General features: G+C 62.5%; 15 protein-coding genes, 3 rRNA genes and 1 pseudogene. 1 reads left to right on the top strand and 18 read right to left on the bottom strand.

The window, feature by feature from the left end; translation table 11 throughout:
* Positions 1-44: 44 nt before the first annotated feature.
* The 4 genes from rrf to murA form a co-directional block, all read right to left on the bottom strand.
* Positions 45-157, bottom strand: a 5S ribosomal RNA gene (gene rrf / locus MTY59_RS16380).
* 89 nt (positions 158-246) lie between these two features.
* Positions 247-3,356: ribosomal RNA gene (locus MTY59_RS16375) — 23S ribosomal RNA — on the bottom strand.
* Between the two features lie 283 nt (positions 3,357-3,639).
* Positions 3,640-5,170 (bottom strand): 16S ribosomal RNA (locus MTY59_RS16370).
* The 16S, 23S and 5S rRNA genes sit together here, the layout of an rRNA operon.
* Positions 5,171-5,540: 370 nt before the next feature.
* Positions 5,541-6,794: a UDP-N-acetylglucosamine 1-carboxyvinyltransferase gene (gene murA / locus MTY59_RS16365; protein ID WP_221042078.1), complete on the bottom strand. Its 1,254-nt coding sequence runs from the start codon at positions 6,792-6,794 to the stop codon at positions 5,541-5,543.
* A 68-nt stretch (positions 6,795-6,862) separates the two neighbouring features.
* Between murA and MTY59_RS16360 the strand changes: the two genes are divergently transcribed.
* The gene (locus tag MTY59_RS16360; RefSeq protein ID WP_221042077.1) at positions 6,863-7,444 is read left to right on the top strand and encodes a cob(I)yrinic acid a,c-diamide adenosyltransferase; all 582 of its coding nucleotides are present in this window, start codon (positions 6,863-6,865) and stop codon (positions 7,442-7,444) included.
* 18 nt (positions 7,445-7,462) lie between these two features.
* Here MTY59_RS16360 and MTY59_RS16355 read toward each other — a convergent pair whose 3' ends face one another.
* The 14 genes and pseudogenes from MTY59_RS16355 to prfA all read right to left on the bottom strand — a co-directional run bounded on the left by MTY59_RS16355 (position 7,463) and on the right by prfA (position 19,991).
* A complete protein-coding gene (locus MTY59_RS16355) occupies positions 7,463-7,906 on the bottom strand; it encodes a DUF2550 domain-containing protein (protein WP_221042076.1) in 444 nt (147 codons plus the stop codon).
* 6 nt (positions 7,907-7,912) lie between these two features.
* Positions 7,913-8,278, bottom strand: a complete 366-nt coding sequence (locus tag MTY59_RS16350) for a F0F1 ATP synthase subunit epsilon (RefSeq protein WP_221042075.1) — start codon at positions 8,276-8,278, stop codon at positions 7,913-7,915.
* 35 nt (positions 8,279-8,313) lie between these two features.
* Complete coding sequence (gene atpD / locus MTY59_RS16345; protein WP_221042074.1) at positions 8,314-9,780, bottom strand: F0F1 ATP synthase subunit beta; 1,467 nt, start codon at positions 9,778-9,780, stop codon at positions 8,314-8,316.
* 20 nt (positions 9,781-9,800) lie between these two features.
* Positions 9,801-10,709, bottom strand: coding sequence for a F0F1 ATP synthase subunit gamma (locus MTY59_RS16340; protein ID WP_221042073.1), 909 nt, complete (start codon positions 10,707-10,709; stop codon positions 9,801-9,803).
* 6 nt (positions 10,710-10,715) lie between these two features.
* Complete coding sequence (atpA, locus tag MTY59_RS16335) at positions 10,716-12,410, bottom strand: F0F1 ATP synthase subunit alpha (protein ID WP_221042072.1); 1,695 nt, start codon at positions 12,408-12,410, stop codon at positions 10,716-10,718.
* 57 nt (positions 12,411-12,467) lie between these two features.
* Positions 12,468-13,808, bottom strand: a complete 1,341-nt coding sequence (locus tag MTY59_RS16330) for a F0F1 ATP synthase subunit B/delta (protein ID WP_221042071.1) — start codon at positions 13,806-13,808, stop codon at positions 12,468-12,470.
* A 6-nt stretch (positions 13,809-13,814) separates the two neighbouring features.
* The gene (locus MTY59_RS16325) at positions 13,815-14,348 is read right to left on the bottom strand and encodes a F0F1 ATP synthase subunit B (RefSeq protein ID WP_221042070.1); all 534 of its coding nucleotides are present in this window, start codon (positions 14,346-14,348) and stop codon (positions 13,815-13,817) included.
* Between the two features lie 9 nt (positions 14,349-14,357).
* Complete coding sequence (locus MTY59_RS16320) at positions 14,358-14,603, bottom strand: F0F1 ATP synthase subunit C (protein WP_065052998.1); 246 nt, start codon at positions 14,601-14,603, stop codon at positions 14,358-14,360.
* Between the two features lie 87 nt (positions 14,604-14,690).
* Entirely contained in the window at positions 14,691-15,446 is a 756-nt protein-coding gene (gene atpB / locus MTY59_RS16315; RefSeq protein WP_064950621.1) for a F0F1 ATP synthase subunit A, read from the bottom strand.
* Complete coding sequence (locus MTY59_RS16310; RefSeq protein ID WP_221042069.1) at positions 15,439-15,933, bottom strand: ATP synthase subunit I; 495 nt, start codon at positions 15,931-15,933, stop codon at positions 15,439-15,441. Before MTY59_RS16310 ends, atpB begins: the two co-directional genes overlap by 8 nt.
* 216 nt (positions 15,934-16,149) lie before the next feature.
* Positions 16,150-17,359: pseudogene (locus MTY59_RS16305) on the bottom strand (glycosyltransferase family 4 protein); the annotation flags it as partial.
* A 28-nt stretch (positions 17,360-17,387) separates the two neighbouring features.
* Positions 17,388-18,047, bottom strand: coding sequence for an L-threonylcarbamoyladenylate synthase (locus tag MTY59_RS16300; RefSeq protein WP_221042067.1), 660 nt, complete (start codon positions 18,045-18,047; stop codon positions 17,388-17,390).
* Positions 18,040-18,921, bottom strand: a complete 882-nt coding sequence (gene prmC / locus MTY59_RS16295) for a peptide chain release factor N(5)-glutamine methyltransferase (RefSeq protein WP_221042066.1) — start codon at positions 18,919-18,921, stop codon at positions 18,040-18,042. Before prmC ends, MTY59_RS16300 begins: the two co-directional genes overlap by 8 nt.
* Positions 18,918-19,991 (bottom strand): peptide chain release factor 1, encoded by a 1,074-nt coding sequence (prfA, locus tag MTY59_RS16290; RefSeq protein WP_221042065.1) that lies wholly within the window; start codon positions 19,989-19,991, stop codon positions 18,918-18,920. The genes prmC and prfA overlap by 4 nt, the downstream gene beginning before the upstream one ends.
* Between the last annotated feature and the right edge of the window lie 74 nt (positions 19,992-20,065).

Here is a 20,065-nt window from a genome sequence, read left to right as displayed (position 1 = left end):
GCGCATGCAAAAACACCCCCGTTGCCGGGGGTGTTTTTGTGTATGTTCGGCGGTGTCCTACTTTTCCACCCGAAAGGGCAGTATCATCGGCGCTGACAGGCTTAGCTTCCGGGTTCGGAATGGGACCGGGCGTTTCCCTGTCGCTGTGGCCGCCGTAACTCTATTTAAATTTGTTTGGTGGGGGGTGTGGCGTCGAGCTTTTCTGCGCCAAATTGCCGCCGAAATGGACTGTGGTTGCGATTGTGTGTTGGTAAGTTTTCGGCCGGTTAGTGCCAGTTCCCTGCACCCATTACTGGGCTTCCAGGTCTGGCCTATCGAACCCGTAGTCTGCGGGGGGCCTTATCCCTCTAAAAGGGTGAGAAACCTGATCTTGGAGAAGGTTTCCCGCTTAGATGCTTTCAGCGGTTATCCTGTCCGAACGTGGCTATCCAGCCGTGCCCCTGGTGGGACAACTGGTATACCAGAGGTTCGTCCGTCCCGGTCCTCTCGTACTAGGGACAGGTTTCCTCAAGTTTCTGACGCGCGCGGCGGATAGAGACCGAACTGTCTCACGACGTTCTAAACCCAGCTCGCGTGCCGCTTTAATGGGCGAACAGCCCAACCCTTGGGACCTGCTCCAGCCCCAGGATGCGACGAGCCGACATCGAGGTGCCAAACCATCCCGTCGATATGGACTCTTGGGGAAGATCAGCCTGTTATCCCCGGGGTACCTTTTATCCGTTGAGCGACACCCCTTCCACTCAGAGGTGCCGGATCACTAGTCCCGACTTTCGTCCCTGCTTGACTTGTAAGTCTCGCAGTCAAGCTCCCTTGTGCACTTACACTCAACACCTGATTGCCGTCCAGGTTGAGGGAACCTTTGGGCGCCTCCGTTACATTTTAGGAGGCAACCGCCCCAGTTAAACTACCCGCCAGGCACTGTCCGTGAACCCGATAAGGGTTCGACGTTAGGTGTCCAATACGATCAGAGTGGTATTTCAACAACGACTCCATACAGACTGGCGTCTGTACTTCACAGTCTCCCACCTATCCTACACAAACCGTACCGAACACCAATACCAAGTTGTAGTGAAGGTCCCGGGGTCTTTTCGTCCTGCCGCGCGTAACGAGCATCTTTACTCGTAGTGCAATTTCGCCGAGTCTATGGTTGAGACAGTTGGGAAGTCGTTACGCCATTCGTGCAGGTCGGAACTTACCCGACAAGGAATTTCGCTACCTTAGGATGGTTATAGTTACCACCGCCGTTTACTGGGGCTTAAATTCTCCGCTTCACCTTACGGTTAACGGGTCCTCTTAACCTTCCAGCACCGGGCAGGCGTCAGTCCGTATACATCGTCTTGCGACTTCGCACGGACCTGTGTTTTTAGTAAACAGTCGCTACCCACTGGTTTCTGCGGCCGAATCCCGCTCCCACCGCAAGGGTGTTCACGGTATTCCGGCCCCCCTTCTCCCGAAGTTACGGGGGCATTTTGCCGAGTTCCTTAACCATAGTTATCTCGTACGCCTTGGTATTCTCTACCTGACCACCTGTGTTGGTTTGGGGTACGGGCCGTGTATGTGCTCGCTAGAGGCTTTTCTTGGCAGCAGAGGATCACCGAATTCGCCTCAATCGGCTATGCATCACCTCTCGGGATTAATGAGCGACGGATTTGCCTATCGCTCTCCCTACAGGCTTGCCCCAGTATTACCACTGACTGGTACGGCTACCTTCCTGCGTCACCCCATCGCTTGACTACTACCAGCGAAGGTTCCACGCAGCCCCGAAACTCCATGCCCCCGAAGGGGAATGGTCGATCCGGTTTTGGGTGGTTAGTACCGCTGATTCATCAGGGACGCCTATACACGGGTACGGGAATATCAACCCGTTGTCCATCGACTACGCCTGTCGGCCTCGCCTTAGGTCCCGACTCACCCTGGGCGGACTGGCCTGGCCCAGGAACCCTTGGTCTTACGGCGGGCAAGGTTCTCACTTGCCTTATCGCTACTCATGCCTGCATTCTCACTCCCCCATCCTCCACCACCGGTCACCCGGAGGCTTCGCTGAATGAGGGACGCTCCCCTACCCACATCCACCGTACGGTGAATGTGCCGCGGCTTCGGCGGTGTGCTTGAGCCCCGCTACATTATCGGCGCATAATCACTTGACCAGTGAGCTATTACGCACTCTTTCAAGGGTGGCTGCTTCTAAGCCAACCTCCTGGTTGTCTTTGCGACTACACATCCTTTTCCACTTAGCACACGCTTAGGGGCCTTAGCCGGCGATCTGGGCTGTTTCCCTTTCGACGTACGGAGCTTATCCCCCGCCGTCTCACTGCCACGCTTTACACCACGGCATTCGGAGTTTGGCTGACGTCAGTAACCTAGTAGGGCCCATCGGCCATCCAGTAGCTCTACCTCCGTGGTGAACCACGCAACGCTGCACCTAAATGCATTTCGGGGAGAACCAGCTATCACGGAGTTTGATTGGCCTTTCACCCCTACCCACAGCTCATCCCCTCAGTCTTCAACCTAAGTGGGTTCGGGCCTCCACGCGGTCTTACCCGCGCTTCACCCTGGCCATGGGTAGATCACTCCGCTTCGGGTCCAGAACACGCCACTACACCCCAAAGGGGATGCGCCCTATTCAGACTCGCTTTCGCTGCGGCTACCCCGCACGGGTTAACCTCGCGACGTGTCCCTGACTCGCAGGCTCATTCTTCAAAAGGCACGCCATCACCCCACGAAGAGGCTTTGACGGATTGTAGGCACACGGTTTCAGGTACTATTTCACTCCCCTCCCGGGGTACTTTTCACCATTCCCTCACGGTACTAATCCGCTATCGGTCATCGAGAAGTATTTAGGCTTACCGGGTGGTCCCGGCAGATTCACAGCAGATTCCACGGGCCCGCTGCTACTCGGGAGTTGATACAAGGTAGGTGACGGGTTTTCGCGTACCGGGCTCTCACCGTCTACGGCAGGCCATCCCAGGCCACTTCTGCTAACCACGACACTTTCTGACTACCCCTCAGCCAGGTAGAGCTGAGACATATCAATCCCACAACACCGCGCGCACAACCCCTACCCGGTTATACATGCGTGCGGTTTAGCCTGTTCCGCGTTCGCTCGCCACTACTGACGGAATCACAATTGTTTTCTTCTCCTACGGGTACTGAGATGTTTCACTTCCCCGCGTTACCTCCCGTACCCTATATATTCAGATACGGGTAACACGACATCACTCGTGCTGGGTTTCCCCATTCGGAAATCCTCGGATCAATGCTCGGTTGACAGCTCCCCGAGGCATATCGCAGCCTCCCACGTCCTTCATCGGCTCTCGATGCCAAGGCATCCACCATGCGCCCTTAAACACTTACTTACACACAAGAACTAAAAAAGAAATTACACATTTCGATGAACACGCCGGCCACGAAGGACCACGCGTTCATCTAGATGCTCGCAACCACTATCCAATACTCAAACACCACACCCCACCACCAAGATGGAGGGACTCCACACGGTTCGACCGAGTGTTGTCTCAGGGCCCAATAGTGTGTCTGGCAATCATTTGCTGTTGTGCACCCGGTTTTCGTCCACTACAGACGAGAACCCCTCACGGCTCGCACTTCACCAATTGAAGTGCTTTTCGTGGTGCTCCTTAGAAAGGAGGTGATCCAGCCGCACCTTCCGGTACGGCTACCTTGTTACGACTTCGTCCCAATCGCCGATCCCACCTTCGACAGCTCCCTCCAAAAGGTTAGGCCACTGGCTTCGGGTGTTACCGACTTTCATGACGTGACGGGCGGTGTGTACAAGGCCCGGGAACGTATTCACCGCAGCGTTGCTGATCTGCGATTACTAGCGACTCCGACTTCATGGGGTCGAGTTGCAGACCCCAATCCGAACTGAGACCGGCTTTAAAAGGATTCGCTTAACCTTACGGCATCGCAGCCCTTTGTACCGGCCATTGTAGCATGTGTGAAGCCCTGGACATAAGGGGCATGATGACTTGACGTCATCCCCACCTTCCTCCGAGTTGACCCCGGCAGTCTCTCACGAGTCCCCGGCATTACCCGCTGGCAACATGAGACAAGGGTTGCGCTCGTTGCGGGACTTAACCCAACATCTCACGACACGAGCTGACGACAGCCATGCACCACCTGCACACAGGCCACAAGGGAACGCCTATCTCTAGACGCGTCCTGTGCATGTCAAACCCAGGTAAGGTTCTTCGCGTTGCATCGAATTAATCCACATGCTCCGCCGCTTGTGCGGGCCCCCGTCAATTCCTTTGAGTTTTAGCCTTGCGGCCGTACTCCCCAGGCGGGGTACTTAATGCGTTAGCTACGGCACGGATCCCAAGGAAGGAAACCCACACCTAGTACCCACCGTTTACGGCGTGGACTACCAGGGTATCTAATCCTGTTCGCTCCCCACGCTTTCGCTCCTCAGCGTCAGTTACTGCCCAGAGACCCGCCTTCGCCACCGGTGTTCCTCCTGATATCTGCGCATTCCACCGCTACACCAGGAATTCCAGTCTCCCCTGCAGTACTCTAGTCTGCCCGTATCGCCCGCACGCTCACAGTTAAGCCGTGAGATTTCACGAACAACGCGACAAACCACCTACGAGCTCTTTACGCCCAGTAATTCCGGACAACGCTCGCACCCTACGTATTACCGCGGCTGCTGGCACGTAGTTGGCCGGTGCTTCTTCTCCACCTACCGTCAGTCCGAGAAAACCCGAACCTTCGTCGATGGTGAAAGAGGTTTACAACCCGAAGGCCGTCATCCCCCACGCGGCGTCGCTGCATCAGGCTTGCGCCCATTGTGCAATATTCCCCACTGCTGCCTCCCGTAGGAGTCTGGGCCGTATCTCAGTCCCAGTGTGGCCGGACACCCTCTCAGGCCGGCTACCCGTCGTCGCCTTGGTAGGCCATCACCCCACCAACAAGCTGATAGGCCGCGGGCCCATCCCACACCGCAAAAGCTTTCCACCAAAAGACATGCGTCTTAAGGTCCTATCCGGTATTAGACCCAGTTTCCCAGGCTTATCCCGAAGTGCAGGGCAGATTGCCCACGTGTTACTCACCCGTTCGCCACTCGAGTACCTCCGAAGAGGCCTTTCCGTTCGACTTGCATGTGTTAAGCACGCCGCCAGCGTTCGTCCTGAGCCAGGATCAAACTCTCCAAACAAAAACTCCTCGCAGAACGAGGTGAATTCACAATCAGAGAAAATCTGACCTAACAAAAAGACACCAAAAAACTGGCATCAAAAAACGACCATACCCACACACGGGGGGTGCAAAATATGGTCAAAAAACAACAACAAATTAATAAACCAAACACACTATTGAGTTCTCAAACAACACTTGTTTCGCCCGTTTTGGGGCAACCCTGCCAGCTTAATACAGATCCGGCAGGTAAGTCAACTCCCAGTTTTGATCTTCTAGAGACCGTGTCGGGAGCAGCCGTGCCAGGCTAGTACCAATCCAGCGAGGGAGTCAAGGCCCCGCTCTCGTCCACCTTCGCGTTGGTGACCGCGCTTGTGGGGCACTGACTTTGGTTACTGTACCCGCTCGATCTCCGCTCCCAAAATCGCCAGGTTTTCCACGAACAACGGGTAGCCGCGATCGATGTGGAAGACGTCGTGGACCTCGGTGTCTCCGTCGGCGACAAGCCCGGCCAAGACCAGGCCGGCGCCGGCCCGAATGTCCGAGCACCACACCGGTGCGCTCGACAATTGCGGCAGCCCCCGGACGACGGCGTGATGCCCGTCGGTTCGGGCGTCGGCGCCGAGGCGGATCATTTCTTCAACGAATCGAAAGCGCGCCTCGAATACGTTCTCGGTGATCATCGACGTGCCGTCGGCGATCGAAGCCAGGGCGATCGCCATCGGCTGCAGGTCCGTCGGGAATCCGGGGAACGGCAAGGTCGCCACGTTGACGGCCTTCGGTCGTTCGTACTGCGCCACCCGGAAGCTGTTGTCGGTTTGGGTGACGGTGGCGCCGGCGTCGTGCAGCTTGTGCAGCACCACCTGCAGGTGCGCCGGGTCGATGCCCGTCACCGTGATATCGCCGCGGGTTATCGCAGCGGCGATCCCCCAGGTGGCGGCGACGATGCGATCCCCGATGACGCGGTGCTCGGTCGGGTGCAGTTTGGGGACGCCGGTGATGGTCATCGTCGGCGACCCCGCGCCCTCGATCTGCGCGCCCATCTGGTTCAACATCGTGCACAGATCCACGACGTCGGGCTCGCGTGCCGCGTTGTGGATGGTGGTCACGCCCTCGGCCACGACCGCGGCCATCAGGATGTTCTCGGTGGCACCCACCGAGGGGAACTCCAGCTCAATCTCCGCCCCGCGCAACGTATCGGCTTGTGCCACCACGCATCCGTGCTCGATGTTGCATTGCGCACCGAGTTGGCGCAGCCCGGCCTGATGCATGTCCAGCGGGCGCGATCCGATCGCGTCGCCGCCCGGCAGCGCGACGCGGGCGCGCTTGCATCGGCCGACCAGCGGTCCCAGCACGCACACCGACGCGCGGAACTGTCGCACCGCCGCGAAGTCGGCGTCGTACTTCGGCTCATCCGGAGAGGTGATCCGCGCGACGTCGCCGTCCAGTTCAACGGTCGCGCCCAGGCCGCGCAGCACCTCCGCCATCAGCGGCACATCCAGGATGTCGGGGCAGTTGGTGATCGTGCTGGTGCCTTCGGCCAACAGCGTCGCGGCCATCAGCTTGAGCACGCTGTTCTTTGCGCCCCCTACTGCGACTCCGCCTGACAACCGGTTTCCGCCGGTCACCACGAATCGCTCAGCCACCCGCGTCAGTCTAGTGAAGCGGTATCGGCTTGTCAGTCGGCCAACCCACACCCGAGTACGGTTTGCTCATGGCTGTACACCTGACTCGCATCTACACACGAACCGGCGATGACGGCACCACGGGATTGAGTGATTTCTCGCGTGTCTCCAAGAACGACCCTCGCCTGGTGGCGTACGCCGATTGTGACGAAGCCAACTCGGCGATCGGCGTCGCCGTCGCCGTCGGTCAGCCGGACGAGAAGCTCACGGGTGTGCTGCGGCAGATCCAGAACGATTTGTTCGATGCCGGCGCGGATCTGTCGACTCCTGTGGTCGAAAACCCCGAATATCCGCCGCTGCGGGTCACCCAGCCCTACATCGATCGGCTCGAAAAATGGTGTGACACATATAACGAGCCGCTTCCGAAGCTGAATTCGTTTGTGCTGCCCGGTGGTTCGCCGTTGTCGGCGTTGCTGCACGTGGCCCGTACCGTGGTACGTCGAGCCGAGCGGTCGGCGTGGGCTGCCATCGACGCCGCGCCCGGACAGGTCAACGTCCTGCCGGCGAAATACTTGAACCGCCTGTCGGATCTGCTGTTCATCCTGTCGCGCGTGGCCAACCCCGACGGCGACGTGCTATGGAAACCCGGCGGCGAGAACGCAGGCGCGTAGTCAGCCGTGGGCCCCCACCTACAGGCTGCGGCGGCGGGAACGGGGTGAGGGACGCGACTCCAGCCAGGACAGGAACGCGGTCAACGCGCCCTTGTCGAAGGCGATCTCGTAGCCAGACCTGCGGTCCTGGGTCGTGTCACGCAGCTCGATGACGACGATCTCGTCGGTCATGATGTCGAACTCATCGCCGCGCGGCGCGCGCCGGGACACGATCTCCACGCCCCGCCGGCTCAGCCGCCGGTCCGGCCACAGTCGCAGGCTGGAGAGCCGGTAGAACGCGGCTTCACCACCGCGGTAACGGATTACGCCGTGCCGCCAGCCGTGGCCTCCGACCGCGGGAACGTCTCGCATGATCCCGGCCGTGCCGCCCTGACGCAGCTTCCACAGCCGATAGCTCAGCCCGACGACAGCGCCCGCCAGCACGACGACGAGCACGACCATGCCGACCATGGGCGCGCTCATCGGCGGTCAGTCGATCGCGCCGACGGCGCGCAATCTCGCGCGCCCTCTGGCGGCGATGCGCGGATCATCGGACTCAGCAGCCTCCCTGGCGGCGCTCTCGTCGATCTCCGACTCGAACTCGGCGGATTCGGCAAGTATGGTCACCGATTCCTCGGTGACGGACAAGAATCCACCGTCGACCGCGATCCGCAGATCGTCTTCGCCGTCGCGTTCGACGCGCACCATTGCGTCGTCGACCAACTGCGCTACCAGCGGGATGTGCCGCGGCATGATGCCGATCTCACCGACGGTGGTGCGGGTGAACAGAAACGTTGTCTCACCCGACCAGATCTTTCGGTCGACGGCGACTATCTCAACGTTCAATTCCGCCATGCCACAAGCCTTTCAGAGCCTTTTTCGCTCACGCCTCAGGATTCCAGTTTGGCGCCAAAGCTTTCGGCTTTCTTAGCCAAGTCGTCGAGGCCACCGATCAAGAAGAACGCCTGTTCCGGGATGTGGTCGAAATCTCCCTTGGTCAGGCGGTCGAACGACTCGATGGTCTCCTTCAGCGGCACCGTCGAGCCCGGCTGGCCGGTGAACTGCTCGGCCGCCATCATGTTCTGCGACAGGAAGCGCTCGATGCGCCGGGCACGCTGGACGAGCGGCTTGTCCTCTTCGGACAGTTCGTCGATACCGAGGATCGCGATGATGTCCTGAAGATCCTTGTACCGCTGCAGGATTCGGATGACTTCCTGCGCAACGCGGTAGTGATCGTCGCCGACGATACTCGGGTCCAGGATGGTCGAGCTCGACGCCAGCGGGTCCACGGCGGGGAAGATGCCCTTGGAGAACACCGAACGCGACAGCTCGGTGGTGGCGTCGAGGTGGGCGAACGTCGTCGCCGGCGCCGGGTCGGTGTAGTCGTCGGCGGGCACGTAGACGGCCTGCATGGACGTAATCGACTTGCCTCGCGTCGAGGTGATGCGCTCCTGCAGCTCGCCCATCTCGTCGGCCAGCGTCGGCTGATAACCCACCGCGGACGGCATACGACCGAGCAGGGTCGACACCTCGGACCCGGCCTGGGTGAACCGGAAGATGTTGTCGATGAACAGCAGCACGTCCTGGCCGGCCTCGTCACGGAACCATTCGGCCATGGTCAGCGCGGACAGCGCCACCCGCATACGGGTGCCGGGCGGCTCGTCCATCTGACCGAACACCAGCGCGGTGTCCTTGAGCACGTCGGCTTCCTTGAGCTCGACCCACAGGTCGTTGCCCTCACGGGTGCGCTCACCAACACCGGCGAAAACCGAAGTACCACCGAAGTTCCGGGCAATGCGGTTGATCATCTCCTGGATCAGTACCGTCTTGCCCACACCGGCACCGCCGAACAGCGCGATCTTGCCGCCACGCACGTACGGGGTGAGCAGGTCGACGACCTTCAGGCCCGTCTCCAGCATCTCGGTCCGGGGCTCGAGCTCCTCGAACGGCGGCGGCTTGCGGTGAATCGACCAGTGCTCGAACTCTTCTCCGTAGCCCGGCTTGTCCAGGCAGTCTCCCAGCGCGTTGAAAACGTGGCCCTTGACCTCTTGGCCGACCGGCACCGAGATGGGCTTGCCGCTGTCCGTCACCTCGACCCCGCGCACCAGGCCATCGGTGGGCTGCAACGAAATGGTGCGAACCAGGTTGTCGCCGAGGTGCTGCGCGACCTCGAGCGTCAGGGTCTTCGCGAGTTCCTCGAACGTGATCTCGGCGTTGAGCGCGTTGAACAGCTCCGGCACGGAGCCGCGCGGGAACTCGACGTCAACAACGGGGCCGGTGATTCGCACCACGCGGCCGCTGGTCTCGGACTTTGTGGATTTGTCCGACTTTTCTGTCGTTCCAGTAGTAGCAGCCATATTTTTCTCTTCCTCGTGTGCTACTTAGCGTCGGCCAGCGCGTTTGCGCCGCCGACGATTTCGCTGATCTCTTGGGTGATCTGAGCCTGCCGCTCGCGGTTCGCCATCAGCGTGAGCTCTTTGATCAGGTCATCGGCGTTGTCCGTTGCCGACTTCATCGCTCGTTGACGCGACGCGAGCTCCGATGCCGCGGATTCGAGCAACGCGGCGTAAACCCGGGTCGTCACATACCGCGGCAACAACGCCTCGAAAAGCGTTGTCGCGTCGGGCTCGAACGAGTACAACGTGTGGAGTTCGTCGGTGTCCTCGACGTACTCCATGACCAGTGGAGCGATGCGGTGGGCCGCCGCGGCCTGCGACATCATCGACTTGAACTCCGAGTAGACGATGTGCAGTTCGTCCACGCCCTCGTCGTCCTGTGACTCGTCGTCGCCCGCCCCGGCCATGAAAGTCTCGACCAAGGTCCTCGCGATCTCCGCGGCATTCTCATACGTCGGTTGCTCGGAGAAGCCCGTCCACGATTCCGTGATGTCCCAGTTGCGGAACTTGAAGTAGTTCAGCGCTTTACGACCCACCGTGTAGACAACCGGCGTCTTGCCCTCCTCCCGCAGCAGGGAGAACAGCTCCTCGGAGCGACGGAAGATGCTCGAGTTGTACGCGCCGCACAAGCCACGGTCCGAGGACAGCACCAGGACACCGGCCCGCTTCGGCTCTTCTCGCTCGACCAGCAAAGGATGGTCCAGCGCGGCTTCGGAGGACAACGTGGTGAGCATCGAGGTGATCTGGAATGCGTAGGGTCGGGCGGATTCCAGGCGGGCCTGTGCCTTCCCGATGCGCGATGTCGCGATCATCTCCTGGGCCTTAGTGATCTTTTTAATCGACCCGGCCGAACGAATCCGGCCACGTAATTCGCGAAGTGTTGCTGCCATCGGTAGCTACTTCTTGTCCTTGTCCGAGGACTTCTTGGAATCCTTGGATTCCTTCTTCTTGTCCTTGGGCTTGTCCTTCTTGACCTGTACGGACTCCTTTTCCAGGTCGGCTTCGTCCAGTGCATCGACGTGCTCGTCGGGCACCACCGATCCACCGCCGGTGGCCGCGAAGCCCTTCTTGAAGTTGTTGATGATCTCAGTGAGCTGGTTCTCGCCCTCTTCCGAGAGCTTTCCGCTGTCGCGGACACCGCTCAGGAACTTCTCCTCCGAAGCCCGCATGTGGTCCAGCAGCTCGGTCTCGAAACGCCGGACGTCCTCCACGGGCACCGAGTCCAGGTGTCCGCCGGTGCCCAGGAAGATCGAAACCACTTGCTCCTCGACCGGCATGGGCTGGTACTGCGGCTGCTTGAGCAGCTCGACAAGGCGTTCACCTCGCTCCAGCTGCGCCTTGGACGTCGCGTCCAGGTCCGAGGCGAAGGCGGCGAACGATTCCAGTTCGCGGTACTGCGACAAGTCCAGTCGCAGCGAGCCGGCGACTTCCTTCATCGCCTTGATCTGCGCCGCACCACCCACGCGGGACACGGACACACCGACATTGATTGCGGGGCGCACACCCTGGTTGAACAGGTCGGACTCCAGGAAGCACTGCCCGTCGGTGATGGAGATGACGTTGGTGGGGATGTAGGCGGAGATGTCGTTGGCCTTGGTCTCGATGATCGGCAGCCCGGTCAGGGAGCCGCCACCGAGTTCGTCGGACAGCTTGGCGCAGCGCTCCAACAGGCGCGAGTGCAGGTAGAAGACGTCGCCGGGGTAGGCCTCGCGACCCGGCGGGCGGCGCAGCAGCAGCGAGATCGCCCGGTACGCCTCGGCCTGCTTGCTCAGGTCGTCGAAGACGATCAGCACGTGCTTGCCCTCGTACATCCAGTGCTGGGCGATCGCCGAACCCGTGTACGGCGCAAGCCATTTGAAGCCGGCGGAGTCGGATGCCGGCGCCGCGACGATGGTGGTGTAGTCCATCGCGCCGCCCTCTTCCAGCGCGCGCCGGACCGACGCGATCGTGGTGCCCTTCTGGCCGATGGCCACGTACACGCAGCGCACCTGCTTGCGCTCGTCGCCGGATTCCCAGTTCTCCCGCTGGTTGAGGATGGTGTCCACGCAAACAGCGGTCTTGCCGGTCTTGCGGTCGCCGATGATCAGCTGCCGCTGGCCGCGACCGATCGGGGTCATGGCGTCGATGGCCTTGATACCGGTCTGCAGCGGCTCGCTCACGCTCTGCCGATTCACCACCGACGGCGCTTGGATCTCCAGCGCGCGGCGGATGTCGGTGTCGATGTCTCCGCGGCCGTCGATCGGCTGGCCGAGCGGATTGACGACGCGGCCCAGGAAGCCGTCGCCGACGGGGACCGACAAGACCTCGCCGGTGCGCTTGACTTGCTGTCCCTCTGCGATCTTCTCGAAGTCACCCAGGATCACCGCGCCGACGTTGTGCTCGTCGAGGTTGAGCGCGACGCCCAGGACGCCGCCGGGGAACTCGAGCAGCTCCTGGGTCATGACCGAGGGCAGGCCTTCGACGTGCGCGATGCCGTCCCCGGCGTCGACGACGGTACCGACCTCTTCCCGGGAGGTGTCGGACGTGAAAGAGTCTACGTACTCCTCGATGGCGCTCTGGATGTCATCAGCGGAGATTGTCAACTCGGCCATGGCTTTTCGTCTTCCTACTTGATCTTGATTCGCGTCTGATTGTGATGATGGTTGGTGTCAGTCGGGCAATTGAGCCTCGGCCATGGCAAGGCGAGAAGCGAGCGTCCCGTCGATCACTTCATCGGCCACGGAGATGAGCAGGCCGCCCAGTAGTTCGGCATCGATCTGCAGCTGCACCGCCACCGTGTGACCGTAGATGCGGCCGAGCACGTCGGTGAGACGAGATCGCTGGTCATCGCTGAGTTCGGCCGCCGCACTGACCTGGGCCACGATCTCGCCGCGGCGCGCCACGGCGACTTCCGTCAAGAACTGAACAGCCTCCTCGGCCGGCTGGCCCCTGAGCAGTTGGACCGTCTGGGTCAGCAACGCAGCCACGATGGGGTTGACCCTGCCGCTTGCGCTGTCAAGCACCTTGCGCAACAACGCAACTCGCCCTTCCACCGGAACGGCGAAGTCACCCAACAGGATGGAAAGTCGCGGCTGCGCGTCGAGGATGCGGGAGAACCGGAAGAGCTGTTCTTCGACGTCGTCGACCTTGTCCTGACGTTCTGCGACTTCGAGCAACGCTTGTCGAGACACGTGTTCGATGGCGTCGATAAGGTCGGAGTTGGCCGACCAACGCTCAGATACGGCCGAACGCAGCACGTCGAGTGTGGCGTCACCGACCTTGCCGGAGACCAGTCGCTCGATCAAGCGAACCCTGGGGGCCCCGTCCTCGGCGGGGACGGTGAGATACCGGGTGACAACGATCTCGCGGTCCAGCATCTGGGCCACCTCGACCAGTTCACTGGACAGACTCGAAAGCCCCTTGTCATCAAGGTCTTTGGCTATGGTGCCGAACTTGTCCGACAAATGGCCCAGCGCGACGCGGCTCGACGAGCGCATCTTGGTCATCAAGGGATACTGGACGTCGGCCGACGCGGGCGCCATTTCGTCGAGTTCCTCGAGGAAGCGGTCGACGGTGGCTGACTGCTGTGCCGGGTCGGCGACGAAGTTGCGTACCAACTCGCCCGCCTGGCGAACCGCTTCGTGACCCAGTTCCAAACGGAGCTGGCGGCTCAGCTGGGTACGCAGGAGATCGACCTGCCGGCTGCCCTGTGTGTTGATGCGTTCCGACTCGACATCGGCCTGCGCCCGCAACTGCTCGGCGATACGCCCCGAGTCGGACTTGGCCTCCTCGACGATCCGTTCACCCTCGGACTTGGCCGATTCGATGGCCTCACTATGTGCCGTTGTCGACTCGGTCAACCGATCACTTGCGGTCGCAGCATCTTTCAACTGTTGGCGCACGGTGTCTTGGCGAGCGGTCATCAGTCGACGCACCGGCGGCACGACATACCGCACGACCAGAAACACGATGGCCGCGAATCCGACCAGCTGTCCGATGAAAGTCGACATACGTGATTACCGTCCGGACTTTCCTGTTGCGGATGCGCTCGCAGTGGCGGGTGCGACCTCGACGCCGAGGATCCGGCTGGCGAGCGTCGCCGATATCGAAGCCACGTTGGCACGCAGATCCAGTTCCACGGCGTCCCTCTCCCGCTTCAATTGCTCGGATGCCATTTGCAACGTCGACATCACCTGTTGTTCGGCACGGGCGCGCGCGTCTTCGATCACCTTACGACCTTCAGCGCGGGCGTTGTCGCGCAACGACGACGCCTGAACCCGCGCTTCGCTGAGGGCTTCTTCGTAGTCGGCCTTGGCCGCTTCGAACTGCTCCGCCGCCTTCTTGTTGTCGGCAACCGTCTTGGCGACCATGGCGTCGCGCTCGCGCAACACCTTCATCACCGGCGGCACAACGAATGTACCGATGACGGCCAGCACGATCAGGAAGATGGCCAGCACGAAGAAGAAGGTGCCGTTGGGAACGAGGAAGTTGTTGCCTCCCTCGGCCACCATCTGGCTGGATGCCAGAACGCTCAGACTCGCGTCACCCATTGCAGCGAGTTACTTGACCGGGGTAGCGAAGACGAACAAGGCCATGAACGCGAGGTTGATGAAGTAGGCCGCCTCGACCAGACCGACCGTGATGAAGAACGGCGTGAACAGCCGGCCCTGCGCCTCGGGTTGCCGGGCGATACCCGAAACCAGCGCGTTACCGGCGATACCGTCACCGATGCCGGCGCCGATCGCGCCGCCACCCATGATCAGGCCACCGCCGATGAGAGCGGCGGCAGCGATTTGAGGGTCCAGGGCTGCCATTCTTTTCCTCCTTGATATCCGGTAGGGGTCTACCAGGCCTTTGTAATGGTGCGTGGGACAGAACACTTCGTGGCGGTCTCAGTCATGGTGATCCTCGATCTCCATGGCTTGACTGAAGTACAAAATGGTCAGGATCGAGAAGATGAACGCCTGGATCGCCCCGACGAACAGGTCGAAGGCCTTCCAGATCGCGTTGGGCGCCCACATGATGTACGGCGGGAACATCGCGATCAGCGCGACCAGGATGCCGCCGGCGAAGATATTGCCGAAGAGTCGCAGCGACAACGAGATCGGCTTCGCGAGCTCTTCGACGAGGTTGATCGGCGCCAAGAACGCCACATGGCCCTTCACCACGGCGAGCGGATGCCCGATTATGCCGCGGCGCCAGATGCCCGCCACGTGGTAGCAGACGAAGACGAAAAGGGCCAGCGCCAGAACGTAATTGATGTCCGCCGCCGCCGACTTCAGCAGTTCGGTGGCGTGTCCCGACTTGTCGGTGTACTGCAGCGGCAGCACCGACAACCAGTTGGAGATCAGGATGAACACGAAAATGGTGACGGCCAGTGGCAGCACGAACGGGGCGATCCGCATGCCGATGGCGCTCTCAATCTGTCCGCGCATCTGTTCGGTGATTGCCTCCCAGAACAACTGAACGCCACTGGGCACGCCCTTGGAGGTGATCTTCGCGCGCAGGAAGAAGGCCAGCGCCAACACGATCACCGCAGCGATCCCGGTCGACAAAATCGTGTCGGTGTTGACGGTCATGCCGAGCCACTTGGCTTGGGTGTGATCGCCAACCTCGATCGCCGCGGCCAGGAACGTCGTCTCAGGCATCGGTGGGGTTCCTTCCTTCCGTTCCTTCCGATCCTTCGATCACGCCGCCCTCGGCACCGTCCGAAGGCTCCGCCCAGTCGCCGGCGCGCAACTTCTTCCACACCGGGAGCGCTGTCGCGGCGACCAATAGGACCTGGAAAAGCGCCAGTCCGAACACAACGCCCAGGCCGGCGGGCCGGAAGACGTAGGCGATGATCAGCCCGACGACGGTGATGATGGCCAGTCTTGACGCCGAGTTGACCGCCATCGACCTTTTCAGCGGGTGATCCTTGGCGGTAATCGCTTCAACCGAGCGACGCACCAACACCGCATTGAGCAAACCCAGGAGAAGCCCGATACCGAAGAAGACTCCGACCATCAGGTGACCGGACAGTCCGGCGGCGAGCACCGCCACTGCGGTGATGGCAATGCTGATCGCTAAGAGCCGAACCGGACGGAAAGCAACAGAGGGAAACACCAACGGCGCGTCCTGCGCTGGTGTCGTCACTGCAGCACCTCAATCCCAGGTTGGTGGAACGGGAACCCCCCCGACCGACTGATCGGTGGTCCGCCGAGCGTATCGCACGTCACAGTCGAATCACCCAAGGGGTATCACCCGAGGCCGCTGTTCAACCAGCCCGGTCGAATTAGCCTCCGATGGGCCGGTAGCCTGCGCGGCTTTTTGGGGTTCTACCAGCACCGTACCACACCGCGAACCCCACTACTACTCCTCGTCGTAGTAGTCGTCCCCACGGCGTAATAGAGGGATCGCCGTAGCGATGCCGGCCACCACGATCGCACCCAGCATCACCGCGGCGGTGTCGCGGGGACGGAAAAAGATCGTGCTCGCGGCGCCGAACGCGACGATCCCGACCCACAGATAGATCAGCAACACCACCCGCCGGTGCGAGTGACCGATCTGCAGCAACCGGTGATGCAGATGCATCTTGTCGGGGCTGAAGGCGCTGCGGCCCGCTCGGGTGCGGCGCACGATTGCCAGCAGCAAATCGAGCATCGGCACGAAGATGACCGCGGCCACCAGCAGGAACGGCGACAGGAGGACAAACACGTCGCGGGCGCCGTAGGCGTTCTGCGAGACCGGGCCGGCGGCCGTCGTCGACGCCGCCGACAGCATGAGACCGATCAGCATCGAGCCGGAGTCGCCCATGAAGATCTTGGCGCGGTGGAAGTTGTGCGGCAGAAAGCCCAGGCAGGCCCCGGCGAGCACGACCGAGATCACCGCCGGCGGATAGAACAGAACGTCACCGCCGTGGTCGCGCAGCAGCCCGACCGAGAACATGCAGATGGCCAGCGCGGTGATCAGTCCGAGCCCGGCGGCCAGGCCGTCGAGCCCGTCGACGAAGTTCATCGCGTTGACCACGGACACGGTCAGCGCGAGGGTCAGCAGTATCGACGAGGCCTGGTCGAGCACGATGGTGCCGACGCCGCCGATCGGGATGTAGAGGACGCTCCACGCCACGCCCATGGTGACCAGCACGCTGGCCGCGGTGATCTGTCCGGCGAACTTGGTCAAGGCGTCGAGGCCCCACCGGTCGTCGATGAGGCCGATGCCCATGATGACCGCGCCGGCCACCAGGACCGCGGGCATACCAGTGGAGTAGACGAACCCACGCGTGAGCGCCGGAAGTTGGGACGCCAGAAAGACGGCCGTGATGACGCCGAGAAACATCGCCAGCCCACCCATCCGGGGGGTCGGCGTGACGTGGACGTCGCGCTCGCGCGGATAGGCGACCGCGCCCAGCCGGGTGGCCAGCACCCGGACCGGTCCCGTCGCGAAGTACGTGATGATCGCCGCGGTCAACCCGACCAACGCCAGCTCACGAAGCGGAACGCCTGCGCCGCGGTCGCCCAGCGCGAGCAACCCACCGGCAAGGTTGGTCACGTCGCTGGACATCACCGAGACCGTACTGGACAAACCTGGCACCCCGACAACCGCTCCAGTCAGGCCTTGGCGGTCAGGCTTTCGGGATCGACGGCGAGCACTTCCGCGATCTGCTCGGCGCTCACCGGGCCCGGCCGCAGAATCCGCGGCGTCGCACCGGTCAGGTCGACGATCGTCGAGGCGGCCGCCTGATCGGCCGGGCCCGCCGCCAAATAGACGTCCACCAGATCGCCGAGCTGACTGCGCGCCTCGTCGGCGTCCACGGCCGCCGGGCGGCCGGAGATGTTGGCGCTGGACACCGCCAGGGGCCCGACCTCACGCAACAGTTCGATGGCGACGGGATGCAGCGGCATGCGCAACATCACCGTGCCGCGGGCGTCGCCGAGATCCCACTGCAACGACGGCGCCTGGCTGACCACGAGGCTCAACGCACCCGGCCAGAAGGCGCGGATCAGGTCGCGGGCCCCGTCCGGCATGGTGTAGACGAGTCCCTCGATGGTGTGCCACGAGCCGACCAGCACCCCGACCGGCATGTCGCGCCCCCGGCCCTTTGCCGACAGCAATGCGGAGACCGCGGCGCTGTTGAACGCGTCGGCGCCGATGCCGTACACGGTGTCGGTGGGCATGACGACCAGCCGGCCGCCCTTGAGCGCTCCTGCCGCCGCGGCGATTCCCAGTGAACGCTGACCGGGATCCGCACAGTCGAAGACCTCAGTCATTGGCGACGTTCCCTCCCCCGGCCGTCGCCCTCCTGCGGGCCGTCACGAATCGCGGTCGGCCGGTCAGGTCCGTTCGGGCCTGGACGGTGTCGAATGCTGCTGTGCGATCGAATAATTCCGCAGTCTGGGCCGAGGTGGTGTCGTCGTGCTCGACGCCGATCAGCCCGCCCGGGCGCAGCCAGCGGGCGGCGAGGCGGACGAGGTGCGCGATCACCGCCAATCCGTCCGGACCGCCGAAGACCGCCTGCTGCGGATCATGTTGCGCGACCTCGGGATCCAGCAAGGCATCATCGGGAACATAGGGCGGGTTGGCCACCACCATGTCGACCCGACCGTCCAGTTGGGCGAGCAGTGCGGGCCGGGAAGCCAGCTCGGTGACGTCGGCGCGCAGCAGCTCGATCGCGGTGCCCTGCGCGTTGCGGCGCGCGTAGTCGAGCGCGGCGTCGGAGTTATCGATCGCGATGATCCGCGCGGCAGGCAGGTGGTGGGCCAGCGCCACCGCCAAAGCGCCCGAACCGGTGCACAAGTCGACGATGACGGGCCGCGGCGCAAGTTGTTGTGCAACAGCCCATTCCAGTAGTGCCTCGGTCTCGGGGCGGGGTACGAAAACCCCGGGTCCGACGTGTAGCGTCACGGGACCGAATGCCGCGGTCCCCAGCAGATGTTGCAGCGGCACGCGTTGGGAGCGCGCCGCCACGACGTCGCGGTAGCGGCCGAAAAACTCCTCGCCGGGCGGGTCCAGCAGGGCCAGGCGCCCGCGGTCGGTTCCAGCCAGGTGGGCGGCCAGCTGTTCGGCATCCCAACGCGCGGAATCGATTCCCGCTTCGGCAAGGGTGGCCGCAGCATCGTCGATCGCGCGCCGCAGGACGTTCATGCCTGTTGCAGCCGGGACTGCTTGTCGGCGGCGGCCAGGGCCTCGAACAGGGCGTCGAGGTCGCCGTCGAGAACCTGGTCGAGGTTGTGCGACTTGAAGTTGATGCGGTGGTCCGCGATCCGGTTCTCCGGGAAGTTATAGGTGCGGATGCGTTCGCTGCGGTCCACGGTGCGGATCTGGCTGGCCCGGTCCGCCGAGGCATCCGCCAGGGCCTGCTCCTCGGCCAGGGCCTGCAGGCGGGCGGCCAGGACCTGCAGCGCGCGGGCCTTGTTCTGCAGCTGTGAGCGTTCGTTCTGGCAGGTGACGACGATGCCGGTAGGCAGGTGCGTGATGCGCACCGCGGAGTCGGTGGTGTTGACGCCCTGGCCGCCCTTCCCCGACGAGCGATAGACATCGATGCGCAGGTCCGACTCGTCGATCTGCACCTCGCCGACTTCTTCGGGTTCGGGATACACCAGCACGCCGGCCGCCGAAGTATGGACGCGGCCTTGGGATTCCGTTACCGGGACGCGTTGCACCCGGTGCACTCCGCCCTCGAATTTCATCCGCGACCAGACCCCGTCGGCGGTATCGCCCTTGCTGGCGATGGCCAGCGTCGCGTCCTTGTAGCCGCCCAGGTCCGAGGTGGTTTCGTCCAGGACGGTGACGGTCCAGCCGTGTCGCTCGGCGTAGCGGATGTACATCCGCGCCAGGTCGGCGGCGAACAGCGCCGATTCTTCGCCGCCCTCACCGGATTTCACTTCGAGCACGATGTCGTCGGCGTCATGCGGGTCACGCGGCGCCAGCATGTCGGTGAGTTGGGTGTCCAACTCGGCCACCTGGGTTTCCAGATCCGTCACCTCGGCGGCGAAGGACGCGTCATCGGCGGCCAGCTCTCGCGCCGTTTCCAGATCGTCGCGCGCGGCCACCAGCTTGCGGTAGGTACCCACGATCGGGGCCAGCCGGGCGAACCGCCGACCGGCCTTGCGGGCCTCGTCGGGATTGCTGTGCAATTCCGGATCCGCCAGCCGGCGCTCGAGGTCGGCGTGCTCGGCCAGCAGCACATCAATGGTCTGTACCGGCTTGGTCACCGCCACACCTCCTGCCCCGCTTCGCCTGTCACTACGCCGAACGCAAACCGACGCCCGGCCTGTGCGACGGTGCG

It is taken from the genome of Mycobacterium senriense (assembly GCF_019668465.1).
Lineage (GTDB): Bacteria > Actinomycetota > Actinomycetes > Mycobacteriales > Mycobacteriaceae > Mycobacterium > Mycobacterium senriense.
This window is presented reverse-complemented; position numbering and strand designations above follow the sequence as displayed.